21 protein-coding genes and 1 tRNA gene are annotated in these 18004 nt (G+C 60.2%); 9 read left to right on the top strand and 13 right to left on the bottom strand.

The genetic code is table 11. The features are described 5' to 3' along the window. Nucleotides 1-36 precede the first annotated feature (36 nt). Nucleotides 37-741, bottom strand: coding sequence for a metal-dependent hydrolase (locus EFQ99_RS10520; protein ID WP_126920985.1), 705 nt, complete (start codon nt 739-741; stop codon nt 37-39). A 203-nt stretch (nt 742-944) separates the two neighbouring features. Between EFQ99_RS10520 and ruvX the strand changes: the two genes are divergently transcribed. Continuing rightward, entirely contained in the window at nt 945-1439 is a 495-nt protein-coding gene (ruvX, locus tag EFQ99_RS10515) for a Holliday junction resolvase RuvX (protein WP_126920984.1), read from the top strand. On the opposite strand, the gene EFQ99_RS10510 is transcribed toward ruvX, so the two are convergent. The 3 genes from EFQ99_RS10510 to EFQ99_RS10505 all read right to left on the bottom strand — a co-directional run bounded on the left by EFQ99_RS10510 (nt 1376) and on the right by EFQ99_RS10505 (nt 2667). Continuing rightward, nucleotides 1376-1708: a DUF6105 family protein gene (locus EFQ99_RS10510; RefSeq protein ID WP_126920983.1), complete on the bottom strand. Its 333-nt coding sequence runs from the start codon at nt 1706-1708 to the stop codon at nt 1376-1378. The genes ruvX and EFQ99_RS10510 overlap by 64 nt on opposite strands. Next, a complete protein-coding gene (locus tag EFQ99_RS35005) occupies nt 1705-1878 on the bottom strand; it encodes a hypothetical protein (RefSeq protein WP_164736367.1) in 174 nt (57 codons plus the stop codon). The genes EFQ99_RS10510 and EFQ99_RS35005 overlap by 4 nt, the downstream gene beginning before the upstream one ends. 129 nt (nt 1879-2007) lie before the next feature. Continuing rightward, nucleotides 2008-2667 carry a TetR/AcrR family transcriptional regulator gene (locus EFQ99_RS10505; RefSeq protein ID WP_126920982.1) on the bottom strand — a complete coding sequence of 220 codons (660 nt, stop codon included), beginning with the start codon at nt 2665-2667 and terminating at the stop codon, nt 2008-2010. Nucleotides 2668-2916: 249 nt separating this feature from the next. Between EFQ99_RS10505 and map the strand changes: the two genes are divergently transcribed. From map to EFQ99_RS10480, 5 genes are all read left to right on the top strand, one after another. Then, entirely contained in the window at nt 2917-3753 is an 837-nt protein-coding gene (gene map / locus EFQ99_RS10500; RefSeq protein WP_126920981.1) for a type I methionyl aminopeptidase, read from the top strand. A gap of 7 nt (nt 3754-3760) precedes the next feature. Beyond that, nucleotides 3761-4579 (top strand): RadC family protein, encoded by an 819-nt coding sequence (gene radC / locus EFQ99_RS10495; protein ID WP_126920980.1) that lies wholly within the window; start codon nt 3761-3763, stop codon nt 4577-4579. Nucleotides 4580-4698: 119 nt separating this feature from the next. Continuing rightward, nucleotides 4699-6105: a Si-specific NAD(P)(+) transhydrogenase gene (gene sthA / locus EFQ99_RS10490; RefSeq protein ID WP_126921464.1), complete on the top strand. Its 1407-nt coding sequence runs from the start codon at nt 4699-4701 to the stop codon at nt 6103-6105. A gap of 56 nt (nt 6106-6161) precedes the next feature. Beyond that, the gene (locus tag EFQ99_RS10485; RefSeq protein ID WP_208722742.1) at nt 6162-6971 is read left to right on the top strand and encodes an endonuclease/exonuclease/phosphatase family protein; all 810 of its coding nucleotides are present in this window, start codon (nt 6162-6164) and stop codon (nt 6969-6971) included. Between the two features lie 160 nt (nt 6972-7131). After that, a complete protein-coding gene (locus tag EFQ99_RS10480; protein ID WP_126920979.1) occupies nt 7132-8901 on the top strand; it encodes a B12-binding domain-containing radical SAM protein in 1770 nt (589 codons plus the stop codon). An 82-nt stretch (nt 8902-8983) separates the two neighbouring features. Here EFQ99_RS10480 and EFQ99_RS10475 read toward each other — a convergent pair whose 3' ends face one another. From EFQ99_RS10475 to EFQ99_RS10445, 6 genes are all read right to left on the bottom strand, one after another. Further along, nucleotides 8984-9409, bottom strand: coding sequence for a nuclear transport factor 2 family protein (locus tag EFQ99_RS10475; protein WP_126920978.1), 426 nt, complete (start codon nt 9407-9409; stop codon nt 8984-8986). Nucleotides 9410-9594: 185 nt separating this feature from the next. Then, nucleotides 9595-11082 carry a trigger factor gene (gene tig / locus EFQ99_RS10470; RefSeq protein WP_126920977.1) on the bottom strand — a complete coding sequence of 496 codons (1488 nt, stop codon included), beginning with the start codon at nt 11080-11082 and terminating at the stop codon, nt 9595-9597. A 202-nt stretch (nt 11083-11284) separates the two neighbouring features. Continuing rightward, nucleotides 11285-11369 (bottom strand) — tRNA-Leu (locus EFQ99_RS10465). A 153-nt stretch (nt 11370-11522) separates the two neighbouring features. Continuing rightward, nucleotides 11523-12113 (bottom strand): GDYXXLXY domain-containing protein, encoded by a 591-nt coding sequence (locus tag EFQ99_RS10460; RefSeq protein ID WP_126920976.1) that lies wholly within the window; start codon nt 12111-12113, stop codon nt 11523-11525. After that, on the bottom strand, nt 12110-13216 hold the full coding sequence (locus tag EFQ99_RS10455; RefSeq protein WP_126920975.1) for a DUF2157 domain-containing protein: 1107 nt from the start codon (nt 13214-13216) through the stop codon (nt 12110-12112). The genes EFQ99_RS10460 and EFQ99_RS10455 overlap by 4 nt, the downstream gene beginning before the upstream one ends. A 482-nt stretch (nt 13217-13698) precedes the next feature. Further along, nucleotides 13699-13896 carry a hypothetical protein gene (locus EFQ99_RS10445; protein WP_126920974.1) on the bottom strand — a complete coding sequence of 66 codons (198 nt, stop codon included), beginning with the start codon at nt 13894-13896 and terminating at the stop codon, nt 13699-13701. Between the two features lie 192 nt (nt 13897-14088). Between EFQ99_RS10445 and EFQ99_RS10440 the strand changes: the two genes are divergently transcribed. The 3 genes from EFQ99_RS10440 to trmFO all read left to right on the top strand — a co-directional run bounded on the left by EFQ99_RS10440 (nt 14089) and on the right by trmFO (nt 16207). Then, a complete protein-coding gene (locus EFQ99_RS10440; RefSeq protein WP_126920973.1) occupies nt 14089-14235 on the top strand; it encodes a DUF1127 domain-containing protein in 147 nt (48 codons plus the stop codon). Nucleotides 14236-14535: 300 nt separating this feature from the next. After that, complete coding sequence (locus EFQ99_RS36285; protein WP_126920972.1) at nt 14536-14679, top strand: DUF1127 domain-containing protein; 144 nt, start codon at nt 14536-14538, stop codon at nt 14677-14679. A gap of 94 nt (nt 14680-14773) precedes the next feature. Further along, nucleotides 14774-16207 (top strand): methylenetetrahydrofolate--tRNA-(uracil(54)-C(5))-methyltransferase (FADH(2)-oxidizing) TrmFO, encoded by a 1434-nt coding sequence (gene trmFO / locus EFQ99_RS10430; protein WP_126920971.1) that lies wholly within the window; start codon nt 14774-14776, stop codon nt 16205-16207. Nucleotides 16208-16216: 9 nt separating this feature from the next. Here the strand turns inward: trmFO and EFQ99_RS10425 are convergent, their stop codons facing one another. The 3 genes from EFQ99_RS10425 to EFQ99_RS10415 all read right to left on the bottom strand — a co-directional run bounded on the left by EFQ99_RS10425 (nt 16217) and on the right by EFQ99_RS10415 (nt 18003). Further along, on the bottom strand, nt 16217-16684 hold the full coding sequence (locus tag EFQ99_RS10425; protein ID WP_126920970.1) for a hypothetical protein: 468 nt from the start codon (nt 16682-16684) through the stop codon (nt 16217-16219). Nucleotides 16685-16756: 72 nt separating this feature from the next. Beyond that, entirely contained in the window at nt 16757-17614 is an 858-nt protein-coding gene (locus tag EFQ99_RS10420) for a phytoene/squalene synthase family protein (protein ID WP_126920969.1), read from the bottom strand. A 2-nt stretch (nt 17615-17616) separates the two neighbouring features. Continuing rightward, nucleotides 17617-18003 carry an Mth938-like domain-containing protein gene (locus EFQ99_RS10415; RefSeq protein WP_126920968.1) on the bottom strand — a complete coding sequence of 129 codons (387 nt, stop codon included), beginning with the start codon at nt 18001-18003 and terminating at the stop codon, nt 17617-17619. Nucleotide 18004 lies beyond the last annotated feature (1 nt).

The raw sequence follows: 18004 nt of genomic DNA, 5'->3' as shown, positions 1-18004 counted from the left end.
ATAAAGGCCATGTCCGCCTGACGCAACGGGGTTTCGTCAGATCGAAAGGCTCTCGGAAGGCTTGATCGCCTTCACATCCGTCTTCGATCCCTCCATGCCGGCGACGAATTTATCGGCCGTCTGGTCGATAATCGGGAAGGTGCCGTAGTGGCAGGGGATGGCGGTTTTGAAGCTGAAATAACGCTGGCAGGCGAGTGCTGCCACCGCGCCGCCCATGGTGAAGCGGTCGCCGATCGGCACGAAGCCGATATCGGGCTGATGCAGCTCATTGATCAGCGCCATGTCGGAGAAGATGTCCGTGTCACCCATGGCGAAGATCGAGGCTTCGTCGTCAAAATGCAGCATCAGGCCGTTGGCATTGCCGAGCGCATGCGAGACGCCGTCCTCGGTGATCTGCGCGGAGGAATGCAGCGCATTGGTGAAGGTCGCCGAGAAGCCGCCGAGGGTGATCGTGCCGCCGGTATTGCCCATCTCGATCCTGTCGACACCCTTGGAGCCGAGCCAGGCAGCGAGATCGGCATTGGCGAGAACGACAGCGCCGGTCTCCTTGGCGAGTGCCACGGTATCGCCGACATGATCGCCATGACCATGCGTCAGCAGGATATGGGTGATGCCTGAGGAAACGTCCTTGATATCCTGGCCGGAAAAGGAAGCGTTGTAGGTGAGGAACGGATCGAGCAGGATCTTCGCCTTTGATGTCTCGATGCGGAAGGCGGAATGGCCGAACCAGGTGATCTTCATGAAATGTCTCCTTTATTACGGTATGCAAAGGCCGGTTTCGGGAGATCCGGACGATTTAGACCGGATCTCAATCAAAGAATTGGAGCATGATGTTGTCCGAAAACCGTTCACACTTTTCGGCATCATGCTCTAAGGACATAACTTATGTCGCCGCAAAGGAAAGCGGCTGCGACTTCAATTTCTTTTGACGGGATGAAACGGTAATGACGGTGCTGACAATCGAGGAAATGGCCGAGACGCTTGCCCCGGGACAGGCAATCGCAGGCCTTGATCTCGGCACCAAGACGATAGGGCTTTCCATGTCCGATCTTGGGCGGCGTTTCGCCACGCCGCGCCCGGTAATCCGCCGGGTCAAGTTCACCATCGACGCGCAGGCGCTGCTGGATTTTGCCTCAGGTGAAAAAATCGCGGCCTTCGTCATCGGTCTGCCGATGAATATGGACGGCTCGGCCGGTCCGCGCGTGCAGGCGACCCGCGCCTTCGTGCGCAATATGGAACAGAAGACGGCGTTGCCGTTCGTCTATTGGGACGAGCGGCTTTCGACGGTTGCGGCGGAGCGGGCGCTGCTGGAAATGGATGTCTCACGCGCCAAGCGGGCCGAACGGATCGATTCGGCCGCGGCAAGCTTCATCCTTCAAGGGGCGCTCGACAGGCTTTCCTTGCTGGCAAGGTCTGCTGGAGATGAATTCAACGCCTGACGCGCCTTCCACCAGGCGGTGATCGATTTGCGCTTTCTGAAGCCCAGGATTGCGAAGACGACGAGGCTGTCAACGGCGATCGCGCGGGCAACCAGCGGCGGGATGGTTTCCGGCGGAAGGCCGAGCGCCTTGCCATAAACCGCGAAGGTCAGGTCATGGACCTGCCGCGTCAGCATGAAGATGCCGAAGTTCATGTCGTAATAGGAAAGCCAGTACCATCCGCCCAGAAAGACGATGGGGCCGGCCCAGAAGATCAGAAACCACTTCATGCGGCCTCTCCTCCATGCTTGTGCGCGACGGGCAGATCGAGGGAGACCAGCCGGGTCGACAATGCCATGATGCAAAGCACCAGCGTTGGAACTGCTATATCCAGCGCCAGGACTGCGAAGAACATCATCGCCGTCACGAGAAACGCGGCTCTAGCGATTTTGGCTCCCATGGGCGTCAACTCGGGACTCTACTCGTACCATCTCTGCTGACTGCCACACTGTCGGGTTAACCCGTGCCGCGCAACGTAAACCATTTATTAAGGTTAACGTGGCGGTCGCCTCCTGTGGATGAGGAGGTATCAGCCATAGACGCCGCGCACGATGCGCTTCAACGCCGTTGCCGCCTTCTCCCAGTCCTTCGGCGTCTTCAGCGATAGGCCGGCGCACTGCCCGCCGGCGGCGCCGGCAAGCACCAGATGCTGGATCGCGGCGATGACGACGGCGTTGACGGCTGCAGCATCTACGCCCTTCGGCGGCGCCAGCGAGCTGCGCATGCGCTCCAGCCAGAGCGCGAGCGCCTTCGAGCGCGCTTCCGACAGGCGCCTCACCTGCTCGGTATTTTCCGATATCTCCCAGGCGAGGATGCGGCGCATCAGCGGATCGTTTTTCAAGGCGTCGAGAAGGAGAAGCGCCAACCGCTCCATCAGATCGCCATAGGTGAGCAGGAACATGCCGCCGGCATCTTCCGGGATACGATCCCTCACCCAGGTGCCGAGATCGGCGCCAATCGCCTCGACCAGACCGTCGAGGCCGCCATAATAACGATAGATCAGCTGCTTGTCGGAACCGGCGCGGCGGGCGACCGCATTGATGCCGAAGTTCTGAAAGCCTTCCTCGGCCAGCAGGCTCTTGGCGGCGGCGAGGATGGCGCGTTCCGTGGCGCCGCGATCTCGCACGCGCCGTTCCGGCTCGGCGCCCGTCTCGGGCGAATTTTCAAGTTTTACCGCTTCAATCAACATGACGGACCCTTCCCCGCTGTCACCAATCGGTGAGTAGCGGGGAGGGTCCATCCAATCAATCCTATCCCTTTGGGAAGATTGTGGATATTCAGCCCCCGCCGATAATTTGCCGTCGGACGGATGCAGAATGCTGCAGGGGGCGGCCGATGGTATCCGTTCAGAAATGTCGCGCCGGTGGTTGATCGCGATGGACGAACCCGGCATAGCTGCATTATGAACAATTCTAATATTCTCGACTAAGGCCCTGCAATGGTGAACTATATCGAAGCCTCTTCCGCGCCCCCGAAGAATACGGGCGCCATCCGGCTTTACGACGCTGAAGCATTCGAGGGTATGCGCAGGGCATGCCAGCTGACCGCGCGCTGCCTCGACGCGCTTGCCGATATCGTGAAGCCGGGACTGGTGACCGATGACATCGACCGGTTCGTCTTCGATTTCGGCATGGATCACGGCGCCTATCCGGCGACGCTGAACTATCGCGGCTACACCAAATCGACCTGCACCTCGATCAACCACGTCGTCTGCCATGGCATTCCGAACGACAAGCCGCTGCGCGAAGGCGATATCGTCAATATCGACGTCACCTTCGTGGTCGATGGCTGGCACGGCGATTCCAGCCGCATGTACCCTGTCGGCACGGTCAAGCGCGCTGCCGAACGGCTGCTCGAGGTCACCTACGAATCGCTGATGCGCGGCATTGCCGCTGTCAGACCGGGCGCCCGCACCGGCGCGATCGGCGAGGCAATCCAGACTTATGCGGAGGCGGAGCGCTGTTCGGTGGTGCGCGATTTCTGCGGCCACGGCGTCGGCCGGCTGTTCCATGATTCGCCGAACATCCTGCACTACGGCCGCGCCAATGAAGGGCCGGAGCTGCGCGAAGGCATGATCTTCACCATCGAGCCGATGATCAATCTCGGCCGGCCGCATGTGAAGGTGCTCGCCGACGGCTGGACGGCGGTAACCCGAGACCGCTCGCTTTCGGCGCAGTACGAACATACCGTCGGCGTCACCTCCGACGGCTGCGAGATCTTCACGCTGTCGCCCGGTGGCCTCGACCGCCCCGGCCTGCCACCGTTCATCGGGTGACGGTCCGATGGCGAAAGGGCCGGTTCCGAAATCTTCCGACGACGAACTGCCTTTCGAGGAGACTGTGGCGGCCGACGAACGCTCGTTCTTCGGGCGGCCAGGAAAGGCACCCGCGCCGAATGCGAGGGCCGCCCTGCCCGCCTCTCTTGCTCCCCAAGAGCACTACCATGGCCATCGCGAGCGCTTGCGAGACCGCTTCCGCGAACACGGCGACACCGCGCTTGCCGATTACGAAATCCTCGAACTCTTGCTTTTCCGCCTGATCCCGCGGCGCGACACCAAGCCGATCGCCAAGGCGCTGATCGAACGGTTCGGCTCGCTCGCCGGCGTCTTCGGCGCACCTGCGGCGCTGCTGACGGAGGTGAAGGGTGTCGGCGAGGCTGTGGCGCTCGATCTGAAGCTGATCTCGACCGTCGCCCATCGGACCCTGAAAAGCGAGCTCAGAAGCAAGCAGGTCCTGTCTTCATGGTCTTCGGTCATTCAATATTGCCATGCCGCCATGGCGCACGAAACCCGCGAACAGTTTCGTATTCTCTTTCTCGACAAGCGCAACGTGCTGATCGCTGACGAGGTGCAGGGCCGCGGCACGGTCGACCACACGCCGGTCTATCCGCGCGAAGTGGTGAAACGGGCACTCGAGCTTTCGGCAACGGCAATGATCCTCGTCCATAACCATCCCTCCGGCGATCCGACGCCGTCGCGCGCCGACATCGAAATGACGAAGGTGATCATGGACGCCGCCAAGGCGCTCGATATTATCGTCCACGATCACGTCATCATCGGCAAGGATGGCCATGTCAGCCTGAAGGGGCTGAAGCTGATCTGAAAGACGCAGTTCCGGCTGAATCGGCAGCCGTAAAACAATCTGTAACATTGACCGGCTACCGATAGACAGGCGACATTTTTGCGTCGCAAATGATTCTATTTCCAATCCGGGGCTTGATGATGCTTCAGTACGATCTTGTTGTAGTGGGCAGCGGTCCCGCAGGGCGCCGTGGCGCGATCCAGGCTGCAAAACTCGGCAAGAAAGTGCTTGTCATCGAGCAGGGCAAACGCGTTGGCGGCGTGTCGGTCCATACCGGCACCATCCCTTCCAAAACGCTGCGCGAGACCGCGCTCAATCTTTCCGGCTGGCGCGAACGCGGCTTCTACGGCCGGTCTTACCGCGTCAAGGAAGAGATCAGTGCAGATGACCTGCGGCGTCGCCTGCTGATTACGCTGAACCACGAGGTCGAGGTGCTGGAACACCAGTTCGCCCGCAATCGCGTGCAACATATTCGCGGCAAGGCGAGCTTCATCGATGCGTCGACGCTGCAGGTGGTCAAGGATGACGGCGAGACCACGCAGGTCACCGCCGCCAGCGTGCTGCTCGCCGTCGGCACAAAGCCATTCCGCCCCGATTATATACCCTTCGACGGGAAAACCGTTCTCGACAGCGACGAACTGCTCGACATCCAGGAACTGCCGCGATCGATGGTCGTCATCGGCGCCGGCGTCATCGGCATCGAATATGCGACGATCTTCAGCGCGCTCGACACTGCTGTTACCGTCATCGACCCGAAGGCGACGATGCTGGACTTTATCGACAGGGAAATCGTCGAAGACTTCATCTACCAGCTGCGCGACCGCAACATGAAGCTGCTGCTCGGCCAGAAGGCCGACAAGGTAGAGACGCTTGATAACGGCAAGGTCGAGCTGACACTCGACAGCGGCCGGCGCCTGACGACCGACATGGTGCTTTTCGCCGCCGGTCGCATGGGTGCGACCGACGCGCTGAACCTTCCGGCCATCGGCCTCGAAGCTGACAGCCGCGGCCGTCTCAAGGTCAATCCGGAAACCTTCCAGACATCGGTTGCCAACGTCTACGCCGCTGGCGACGTCGTGGGCTTTCCGAGCCTTGCCTCTACCTCGATGGAACAGGGCCGCATCGCCGCCCGTGTCGCGATCGGCGCGGTTGCCAAGGAGCCGCCGAAATATTTCCCCTACGGCATCTATGCCGTGCCAGAGATTTCGACCTGCGGCCTGACTGAAGAGGAAATGAAAGAGCGCGGTATTCCTTACGAATGCGGCATAGCCCGTTTCCGCGAAACTTCGCGCGGTCACATCATGGGTCTCGACACCGGGCTTCTGAAGCTGATCTTCTCGCTGAAGACGCGCCGGCTGCTCGGTGTGCATATCGTCGGCGAAGGTGCTACCGAACTCGTCCATATCGGTCAGGCGGTGCTCAATCTCAAAGGCACGGTCGAATATTTCGTCGAGAATACCTTCAACTATCCGACGCTTGCCGAAGCCTACAAGATCGCCGGCCTCGATGCCTGGAACCGGATGGGCGACATCAAGTCGGAACTCTAAGCGCATCGCTTAGACGCCGGAGCTGCGGTTTAATCCGATCGCCAAAACGGAGCCGAATGACGTTGCGGATCATTTCGCTGAATGCATGGGGCGGCAGGCTGCATGAGGCCCTGATCAGCTATGTCAGGCAGGCCGATCCGGATGTGCTGTGCCTGCAGGAGGTGCTGCGCGCCCCCGGGGCAGCGCCCGGATGGGCGGTCTATCGTGACGCGGGGTTGGATCTGCCGCAGCGCCCTAACCTCTTTGCGGAGGTCAGCGCCGCCCTGCCCGGCCACGACGCCTTCTTCTGTCCGACATCGAGAGGCGAGCTCTTTGACGGCGATACGACCATTGCCGCCGAATTCGGACTGGCGACCTTCGTGCGTACATCGCACTCCGTTATCGCCCAGGGACTGGATTTCGTGCACGGCCGCTTTTCCAGCAATGGCTGGGGCGAACATCCGCGGCCGCGAAATGCGCATTGCATCCGCCTCTTCAGCCGCGACAATGATTCCACGGTGACCATTGCCCATATGCATGGGCTGCGTGACCCCGCGGGCAAGGGCGATACGGCGGCGCGCGAAGAACAGGCCGAAGCGCTGGCCAGGCTCATCGAGCGCATCTGGCCCGGCGACGAAAGGCTCGTCGTCTGCGGCGATTTCAACGTGCTGCCGGACAGCGCGACCTTCGAGGTTCTCGCCAGACTCGGGCTTTCCGATCTTGTCACCGGAAACGGCCTTGTAGACACACGCACCTCCTACTATCTGAAGCAGGGCCGATATGCCGACTACATGCTCGTTACACCGGGGGTGAATATTGCCAGATTCAGCGTGGTCGAGGCGCCAGAGGTCTCAGACCACCGCGCATTGCTGCTCGATGTCAGGTAGTATATTGGTGATTGAGAACCTGCGCGGAGCGTCGCGCCTCGGCGCCGATTTTTATGCCTTAGTTTGAGCCCGATAGGTCGCATCCCTACGCCGTGCCTGATATGTGCCTTCAACGCCATTTTGTCTCCGGGCAAAAGCTTCGAAAGAAAGATAGATACTCTTGTCCTATATCCCGGAAGCCGCGCGCAGACGTTTTCAGCTCATTCTGATCAAGCCGTCGCATTACGACGATGACGGCTACGTCATTCGCTGGTGGCGGGCGATGATCCCCTCCAATTCGCTCGCGGCTCTCTATGGCATCGCCGCCGAGTGCGCCGAACGCAAGGTGCTCGGACCGGACACCGAGATTGACATCACTGTTATCGACGAGACCAATACGCGGATCGATTTCGCCAAGCTGCTGGCGCAGTTCAAGCGTCACGATAATTTCGGCATGATCGCTCTCGTCGGCGTCCAGTCGAACCAGTATCCGCGTGCGCTGGATATCGCCCGGCCCTTCCGCGATGCCGGCCTGCCGGTCTCGATGGGCGGCTTCCATGTTTCCGGCTGCCTGTCGATGCTCGATGGCAAGGCGGTCGGGCTCGACGCCTGCCGCGACATGGGCATCTCGATGTTCGCCGGCGAAGCCGAGGGGCGGCTGGATATGGTGCTGCGCGACGTCGTCGCCGGCGAGTTGAAGCCGCTCTATAATTTCATGAACGACCTGCCCGGCATCGGCGGTACGCCGGTTCCCTTCCTGCCGAGGGACAATATCCAGCGCACGCTCGGGCTCAGCACCAGCTTCGATGCCGGACGCGGCTGCCCCTACCAGTGCTCGTTCTGCACGATCATCAACGTTCAGGGGCGCAAGTCGCGCTTCCGCTCAGCCGACGACGTCGAGAAGCTGGTGCGGATGAACTGGGCGCAGGGCATCCATAAATTCTTCATCACCGACGACAATTTTGCTCGTAACAAGGATTGGGAAGCGATCTTCGACCGGTTGATCGAACTCAAGGAGCGGGACGGCATACCGCTCGGCCTGATGATCCAGGTCGACACGCTCTGCCACAAGATTCCGAATTTCATCGAGAAATCCAAGCGCGCCGGCGTCACCCGCGTCTTCATCGGCCTCGAAAACGTCAATCCGGATAATCTGACGGCCGCCAAGAAGAACCAGAACAAGATCACCGAATATCGCAAGATGCTGCTCGCCTGGAAGGCGCAGGGCATCATGACGCTGGCCGGTTATATCCTGGGCTTCCCCGCCGATACGCCGGAATCGATCCGCCGCGACATTGCCATCATCCAGGAAGAATTGCCGCTCGATGTCATCGAATTTTTCGTCCTGACGCCGCTGCCCGGCTCCGAAGACCATCAGGTCCTGTGGAAGAAGGGCGTCGAGATGGATGCCGATCTCAACATCTACGACGTCGAACATGTCTGCACCGCGCATCCGAAGATGAGCAAGCAGGAATGGGAAGATATCTATCACGAGGCATGGTCGCTCTATTATTCGCCTGATCATATGAAGACGCTGCTGCGCCGCGCTGTGGCAACCGGGGTTCCACTGGTAAGGCTCGCCAAGGTTCTCGTTTCCTTCGCCACCACCGTGCCGCTGGAAAACGTGCATCCGCTTCAAAGCGGCCTGCTGCGTCTAAAGACGCCGTCCGAACGGCGCCCCGAGCTGCCACGCGAAAATCCGTTGGTGTTCTGGCCACGCTTCGTCTGGGAAACCGTCAGCAAGCACGTCTCGCTCGCCGGCACGATCATCAGCCTGGCAGTCTCGGCATTCCTTATCGCAAGGGACACCAAGTCGAAGACCTATATGGATCAGGCTTTGACGCCGGTGGCCGATGACGAGGAGGAAACGCTTCACCTCTTCACCCAGACGTCAGGCGGCGCCGCAGCCGTCAGCCATGTCAGGAAAGTCGCGCAACTGACAGGGCATTGATTGCAACGGCGGCTGACGCCCTGTCGACCGGAAATCACGGGTGCCTAAATCGAAGCCCCGAGGCTCCGACTTTGGCGGCTGTTTAGTCGAGCTGGATCATCCGGGTCGTCTCGGCCACTTGCAGCGTATCGACGAATTCGACGATCTTCACCGGTTTCCCATTGCTGAAATGAATCTTGTCGACGAATTCGGTATAGAACGTCGCGCCCGTGGGAATGTACCTGACCTCGCCTTCGCGATGCGCAAAGACCACATCATGGTCCTCGTCCACATAGATGCCTGATGTATTGACCTTGGATAGATCCCAGTCAGTAATAAGCTGCGCTATCGTCTGGCGAAAAGCATGAGGCCCGCCTGATTCAGACGAAAAAGGCGCCAGCCGTGCATTGCCGACCATGCGAAAAGTGCAATCGTCGCCGATCAGCGCCAGCGTGCCCTCGATATCACCGCGACCACGGACAGCGTAGATTTCCTCTACCAGCTTCTTCATGTCGAGTTTTGCAGTCATTTACAGATCCTCCCGCTACTCCGCAAATCTGCATCTAATTATACTTCATTTCAACTATTTGTTGTTGCGAATGACGACAACACCACAATGAACACGACGTCCGAGAATGAACGGTCCGGACGAGTAGAAAAGAAAAGGCCCCGCACAATGGCGGGGCCTTCCAAACTTTCAGAACGGGCGAGTGATTACTCGGCGCTGTCCTCGGAAGCCTTCTTCTTCGGAGCAGCCTTCTTCTTCGGGGCTGCGGCTTCTTCGCCTTCGCCGGCGTCAGTAGCTTCGGCCTTGGCGGCAGCCTTCTTCTTCGGAGCGGCCTTCTTGGTCTCAGCCTTGGCTTCGCCTTCTTCCTCGGCGAGCAGCTCTTCCTTCGTCACCTTCTTGTCGGTGACGTCGATCTCGGTCAGCAGGTGATCGATGACCTTCTCTTCGAAGATCGGCGCACGGATCGAAGCGGCGGCGCCCGGCTGGCTGCGGAAGAATTCGAGGATCTGCTTTTCCTGGCCGGGATACTGGCGCAGCTGATCGTAAATCGCGCGCTGCATCTCGTCTTCGCTGACTTCGACGCCGGCCTTTTCGCCGATTTCAGAGAGAACGAGGCCGAGGCGGACGCGACGCTCGGCGAGCGCCTTGTATTCCTCACGCGCCTTGTCTTCGGTCGTGTCTTCGTCTTCGAAGGTCTTGCCTGATTGAGCGAGGTCGTTGTTCACCTGGCTCCAGATGCCGTTATATTCGGCATCGACCAGCGAGGTCGGGGTCTCGAACTTGTACATCTCGTCGAGCTGGTCGAGGATCTGGCGCTTCAGCTTCTGGCGGGTCAGCGAGCCGTACTGCGATTCGATCTGGCCGCGGACGATTTCCTTCAGGCGATCGGCGGATTCAATGCCGAGCTTGGAGGCGAGTTCGTCGTTGATCTCGACAGCGCCGGGGGCTGCGACATCCTTGACGGTGATGTCGAAGGTTGCTTCCTTGCCAGCGAGGTTCTTGGCCGGATAGTCGGCCGGGAAGGTCACGGTGATGGTCTTCTCTTCGCCGGCCTTGACGCCGACGAGCTGGTCTTCGAAGCCCGGAATGAAGCGGCCGGAACCGATCACCAGCTCGGCGCCCTGATCGGTGCCGCCTTCGAAGGCTTCGCCGTCGACCTTGCCGACGTAATCCATGGTGATGCGGTCGCCATTTGCGGCCTTGCCGGTCTTGGTCTCGTAGGCGCGCGCGCTCTCAGCAACCTTCAGGACCTGCTCGTTGACTTCGTCATCGGAGATGTCGATGACTTCGCGCGTGACCTTGATGCCCGTTGCGGACTTCAGTTCGATCGGCGGCAGAACTTCGTAGGAGAGCGTGAATTCGAAATCCTGCTCGGCGGCGAGGATCTTGTCGGCTTCGTCCTTGTCCTCGGTCATGGCGATTTCCGGCTGGGTGGCCGACTTCTCGCCGCGGCTGGACAGGATGGCAGCCGGCTGCTCGCGGACGATCTCGTTGACGAGGTCGGCCATGATCGACTTGCCGTAGACCTTCTTCAGGTGAGCAGCGGGGACCTTGCCCGGACGGAAGCCGTTGATGCGAACCTTGTCCTTCACATCGGCAAGACGCTCATTCATCTTGTCTTCCATGTCCTTGGCCGGGATAACGACCTTGATTTCGCGCTTCAGCCCTTCAGCGAGCGTTTCGATAACCTGCATGTCTTCCTACCTTCATGTCGTGGCGGCCGTGCCCAGACGCCGTTCGTTTCTATGAGCACGACGCCGGCAGCGTGCCGCGCGTGGCTTTTCCCAATTCCTGCATCATTCCACCCAAGGCGGAACGGCACTCGCTTCCGGGTATCTGGCCAACCTTACGGTCGTCCGGGACAACTAAATTCTTAGTCTCCCCCTGCAAACAGCCTGGTGCGGGTAGAGAGACTTGAACTCCCACGCCTTGCGGCACCAGAACCTAAATCTGGCGTGTCTACCAATTTCACCATACCCGCGTTCACAGAACCGCATGCCTATGCCTGCGCATGAGGCCTTCCGGAGCGCGGCGTCTCTATATCACCCGATTTGGTCGAGGCAAAGGAAAAATGAACGGTAAATGACAGGGGATTTGCGGCCGCAAAGCCGTCTTCCCCTGAACGGCTCAAGGATCAGTAAAGCGGCTCGTCGTAAACCGGCTTGCCGTCGACGAGCAGGCTGCGAATCTGCGCGGTTCCCGCTGGCGAGACGCGCACCGATATGGCGACGTTGCCGTCATTGCGGGCCTCCTCGATGGGCTTACCCTCACCTTCCGGAACGTAGTAGCGCTCTATGCCGTATTCGACGCGGATGCTGTCGCCCGCGGCAAGTCCGTTGCTGTAGAATGGCTGGCTGCGCAGGATCACCGTCTCCGGCTGTGGCGGCAGCGCGTTGAAGGACGATTCGGTTACGGTCCAGAAACCGTCCTCCTGCCTCTTCAGCCGCACCCACAATGTGCGCTCGCCGGGCTCGGCCGGAATACTGCCGGAAACCGTGCTCACCGGAACGGCTGAGATGTCGTAGTTCAAGACGACATAATCGCCGCGCAGGAAATCGCGCGGATCGACGGGAGCCGTTTTCAGCAGCACCTCGGCCCCATCGCTCAAAATCGACGCCCGGCTCTGGATGATGGTGCCGAGGATGAGGGTCTGCAGGCCTGCGACGACGATTGCCGAAAACAGATAGCCCTTGCCGGATTGCAGCCTTGCCATCAACGAGCTCATGCGTGCTCTCCCCGTACATTGGCGGAAAAGCGGCGCTCGAGACGGATGACGAGCCAGGCGACAAGTGCCACCACGAGACCGGAGAAGAGGAAGAGGCTCGACGTGCCGAGGATCGAGCCGACGGTGACGGAGGCGAGGTAAAGCATCTCGGCGGCAAAGATCGCATAGGCGAGATAACGCACCGCACCGTTGTCCCTGCCATGGAGCGCGATCGCCAGCACGGAAGCGGCAAGCGTCGCCACGCCGAGCACCGCCAGTCGCCGCCAGTCGTCTTCAATCTCGATATGCAATAACAAGAAGCCGATTGCGGCAACGAGGAAGCTGTAGAAGGCCGGGGCAGCGCCGGCACTCCTGACCAAGGAGGCAATGCGTGGGAGCGGCAGGGCCGTCAGCACGAAGGCCGCCATACCGCCGATCGCGAAGGCGAGCGCCACAGCGATCTCCTCATAAAGGGTATAGAGCCAGGCGAGCCAGCCGATCAGCAGCAGATAGGCCAGATGGCGAGCGCGCTCGACGCCGGTGTAGCGCACCAGCGCAATGACAACTACCGCCATGACCGGCGCCATCCACGGATCGAGCCCAATCCAGTGCGTGTCATTATTCTGCAGATAGACGGAGAAGGACGCCCAGGAGAGGAAGCCCGCGACGACGACCACCGCGCCGGAGCGGAACAGGATCGCCGAAATCGCAGCGATCGCGAACCAGAGATACATCACCGTCTGCTCGTCACCGGAGAGATGGTACATTTGGCCGACGAGCGAGATGGCGCCGCCGAAGCTCATTGCGCCGATGACCAGCAATCCGTTGGCTACTGCAGTCGCACCGCGGGCAAGCATCAGGGCGGCGCCGATATGAACTGCCCAGATCAGGAGAAGGATGGCGCCGACGCGCACAAGGCGCGGGATGTCCTCCCAGTTGGAGGCAACGACCAGGAGGATGGCGGCTGCAAGCAGCACTGCTGCCAGCGCCATCAGCACCCTGCCGAGGCTGAAGCTTGCCGGGCGGCTGTCATATTCGGCGAGAAGTGCGCCTGCCGTATCCTTCGCGAGCAGACCCTTGCCCACCCACAGAGAGAGATCCCGCTCCAATCTGCCGCGATACATGCTCCACCCCTCAATTTGCGCAACGCTCTTTCCAGCGCTGCGGCTCACGCCGTTATAGACGCAAGCACACCGGTTCGGAAACGTCATTATGACAAATATACAAGATCCTCATTGGTCTAAGTTGGATCAGATATTAACCGATTGGTTACGTCATAACCGGTAATATAGGCATATACTCCGATAGCCATGCGCACATCGCATAGCCACCATGAATTTATTGCACTGCAAAATACTCATTAGTCATACTATTTAGCAGATATCGAAGCGCGGGGATGGCGCCCCGGCCGGCTCTGCCGAATGCCCACGGACGCTTTGTCCGCGACGAGATTCGTAGCTGCGCACTCCTCCTCCCAAGCGCGCTATGATAGACTGGCAGCAACTCCTCCTCCCAGTTGCCAGTCACTATAATGCGCCCGCCGGATCCTCCCCCGGCGGGCGTTTTATTTAAATGATGATGATTTAACGCGTTGGCATTCCGGAGTTTATGCCGTCCGGCGCCCGATCTGCCGCATTGTCGCCACGCCGCTTAACCAAGCCGTGCGATCGAACAGCAACTTCCGCTCTGCGCGAAACTTGCGGATGCGACGGGTTTGGGGGCATGGAATCGCTGGAAATTCGCCGTTTTCGAGTGGCGATACGCCAGGCATCACCTCGAACATGGTTACTTTTCCAAGAATCATTCTGCCTATTCCTTGACCACAAAACGGTCAAAAGGTGTCAAACCCCTTCCAAGCATTGCGCTATTCGCATAGGTGATCTGAAAACTTGGCTGTTTTACTCTTTCGCGCCGCAACATATATTCCGGTCATCAAATAGAGGTCAGCGCCGATCGGTGGCTGCTGGCAGATCAAACCCTCGGAAAGGGGCTTAACATGAACATCACTCGCTCTTTCAATAACTGGCGCAAGTATCGTCAGACCGTCACGGAACTTGGCCGCATGAGCAACCGCGAATTGCACGACCTCGGCATCGACCGTTCGGACATCCATCGCGTTGCCCGCGAGGCTTCTGCCCGCTAAGTCAGGCGATCGCTGCTCCTCCCAAGCAGATCGTCGTTGATTGAAACGCCCGCTGTACCCACAGCGGGCGTTTTCTTTTGTCTACACGCTGGTACCGCTGTAGTTGCAGACCTTTGGCGTCTCGTTAGCCCGCTCAAAAAATATTCATCGCTTAATTCGCGGGCATCATATTGCACAAATGCATGGCAGACGCCTCTTATTTGCACTGCACAATAAGCCTGATCTCACCTATATAGATATCAACCGCAGAGAGACAGGCGATCCCGCCGTCCAGCGGACATTTGTTCGAGGAAAAAGACAATGAACCCGATCCGCATTGCAAGAAGCTGGCTCAGCTACCGCCGTACGCTCAACGAACTCGGCAGCCTGTCCAACCAGACCCTGTCCGACATCGGCGTCAGCCGCTACGACATCCGCAATATCGCATCCCGCTCGTTCCGCTAATAACGAGCGCGATGCTTCCAAGACGGCGCCATCAGGGCGCCGTTTTTGATTCCGGGGTGTTGGATCGCATCCGCCGACATGATATCAGCCCGGAATGAACACGACCTCTTCCTATTCTCCTATCCACGTTGTCGGCGGCGGGCTTGCCGGTTCGGAAGCCGCCTGGCAGATCGCCAGCTCAGGCGTTCCCGTCATCCTGCATGAAATGCGCGGCGTGCGCGGCACGGATGCACACAAGACCGACGGCCTTGCCGAACTGGTCTGCTCCAATTCCTTCCGATCCGATGACGCCACCAGCAATGCGGTCGGCGTCATCCATGCCGAGATGCGTATGGCCGGCTCGCTGATCATGGCGGCGGCTGATCGCCACCAGGTGCCGGCGGGCGGCGCACTCGCCGTCGATCGCGACGGCTTCTCCGAGGCGGTTACCAAGGCCATCCACGACCACCCGCTCATCACCGTCGTGCGTGAAGAGATCACCGGCCTGCCGCCGAAGGATTGGGATCTTGCGATCGTTGCGACCGGGCCGCTGACTGCGCCGTCACTCGCAAGCGCCATCCAGGCTGAAACCGGCGAAGATTCTCTCGCCTTCTTCGACGCCATCGCACCGATCGTCTACCGCGAGAGCATCGACATGGATATCTGCTGGTTTCAGTCGCGCTACGACAAGGTCGGCCCGGGCGGCACCGGCAAGGATTACATCAACTGCCCGATGGATGAGGCGCAGTACAATGCCTTCGTCGATGCGCTGATTTCAGGCGATACGGTCGGCTTCAAGGAATGGGAGGGCACGCCTTATTTCGACGGCTGCCTGCCGATCGAGGTGATGGCGGAACGTGGTCGCGAGACGCTGCGCCACGGGCCGATGAAGCCGATGGGGCTGACGAATGCGCATAACCCGACGGTCAAGGCCTATGCCGTGGTGCAGCTGCGGCAGGACAATTCGCTCGGCACGCTCTACAACATGGTCGGTTTCCAGACGAAGCTGAAGTATGGCGCGCAGGCGGAAATCTTCCGGCTGATCCCGGGCCTGGAAAATGCGGAATTCGCGCGTCTCGGCGGCCTGCACCGCAATACCTACATCAACTCCCCTACCCTGCTCGACCGATCTCTGACGCTGAAATCGCGGCCCGGCCTGCGTTTCGCCGGCCAGATCACCGGCTGCGAGGGTTATGTGGAAAGCGCCAGCATCGGGCTGCTGGCCGGGCGTTTCGCCGCCGCCGAACGCAAGGGCGAGACGATCTCTCCGCCGCCGGCGACGACGGCGCTCGGCTCGCTGCTCGGCCATATCACAGGCGGACACATCGTCACCGACGAGGAGCCGGGCAAACGCTCCTTCCAGCCGATGAACATCAATTTCGGCCTGTTCCCGGAGCTTCAGCCGGGTTCGATCGTCAAGCCCGAGGGCGTCAAGCGCTTCCGCGGCAAGGACAAGACGATCATGAAACGGCAATTGATCGCGCGCCGCGCGCTTGCCGACTGCGCCGCCTGGCTCGGCCAGACTGCGCCGGTTGCCGAAAGCGCCTGACCGCCGTTTCTACTGCTTGTTGGCCGCCGAGATATTGCTCGGCGGCAATTCCCTATCCGGCTCAGCAATATAATTGCCGAGCAGCCAGAGCGCGACTTCCGAGGCCTCCTTGGCGGAGGCGAATTCGAAATCGCCGTTGTGAGAGGGCGCATCGAGGAAATCGATCACCAGACCTCGACCCGTTGTTGAACTCACAACCCGCACCCGGCCCGGCTCGATCAGATGACAGGCGAAATGGCGCGACATGTTGCGCATGAAGCCGGCCTTGTTGTCGTGCAGACGCACGAAGATGGCCTGGCCGTTTTCAGTCGCCTGCAATTGACGGATCGCCTCGTTGGGAAAGGCGCGTCCGAATTCGATGATGGCGAGGCCCGTGTCGTGCAGGCCATCTTCCTTGTTTTGCGCAGCCATGCGCGTTGCCACAAAGGCAACGAAAATGACGATGGCGAAAAGAACGCACCAGACGATAATGCCCACGCCGAATCTCCGTTCCAAGGGGTAGCGGTGAAAGCCTTCTAATGCGCGAGACTTGCGCGAATTTGACCGATATCAGATTTTTCTGCGGGCTGCCGAAATCGCCATCCGGAGCTGGCGGCGCCATTGCGGCGGCTGCAGCGGCCGGTCGAATAGCAAGACACCACGCTTCTGCGCCTTTGAGAGCACCGGGTCGGCAAGCGTTGCCGGCAGGAAGGCCGGAAAGACCGAGTGCGCGATCGGCCCTGCCGCCCTCGCCTTTGCCAGATGCTCGCGACCGAGACCGGCGAAAGCCTCGACGGCGGCAGAGATACGCTGCCTGTCTTCCCCAGCGAGGAAGGCGTCTCGGTCAAGACCGGTGGCTGAGAGGATCTGCAGCGGAATATAGACCTGGCCGCGGCGGCGATGCAGCGGCATCAGCAGCAGCAGGCCGGCGACCGCCTGGGCGACACCGGCATGACCGGCGGCATCGGCCGATCGGGCTGCTTCTTCCGGCGAAAGCACGAGGCTTGCGAGCTGGATCAGCGCAGATGCGGTTTCGCCCGCATACCCTTCGAGAGAAAGCCGCGTTTCCATCGGATCGTCGTAGAGGTCGAAGGTGCGGGCCTCGATCATGTCGATCAGCGTCTTGCGCGGCAGATGATAAGTTTCGATCGCCGTCAGAAGGGCGGAGGCGACGGGATTGGCCGCCGTCGAGCCGTGCGCGCTGCCTTCCAGCAGATCGCGCCAATATTGCATGCGCACCTCGCCCGGCAAAGGTTCGTGCACCAGGTCGCGGACGCGGGCAAGTTCGGCATTGAAGGCGTAAAGGGCTGCAAGTGAGCCGCGCTTGTCCTCGGGCGACAGCAGGCAGGCGAGATAGCGGTCGCGATCATTGTCGCGCAGCATCGCCAGGCAGATATCCTGGTTCGTCGCAATATTGGCTTCCGTCATCGTCAGACCGCTATCAAAGCCGCGGCGACGGCGCGCTGTTCCGAGAGCATGATATTGAAGGTGCGGACCGCCGCACCCGTGCTCATCGGATCTGAGGAAATGCCGCGCGACTTCAGCGCCTGCTTCAATTCCTCGGGCAGGCGGCGAAGCTCCGTGCCAGTACCGACGAGCAGAACCTCGATATCACTAGCTTCATCCAGCACGCGGCGAAAATTTTCGAGTGACAGCGGCTTCGACATGTCCATGTCCCAGCCGTAAATGCCGGAAGGCAGGCAAAGGATCGAGCCGCGATGCGACATATCGGCAAAGCGGAAGCCGCCATTGCCGTAAGTATCGATCGGAGCGCGGCCGGGAAAATGCGCCGCGCGGATTTCTATGCCTTTTGCCATA

Source organism: Rhizobium vallis (assembly GCF_003985155.1).
Classification (GTDB): Bacteria; Pseudomonadota; Alphaproteobacteria; order Rhizobiales; family Rhizobiaceae; genus Rhizobium; species Rhizobium vallis.
Note: the sequence above shows the minus strand (reverse complement) of the source record. Positions and strands in the feature narration are given on the sequence as shown.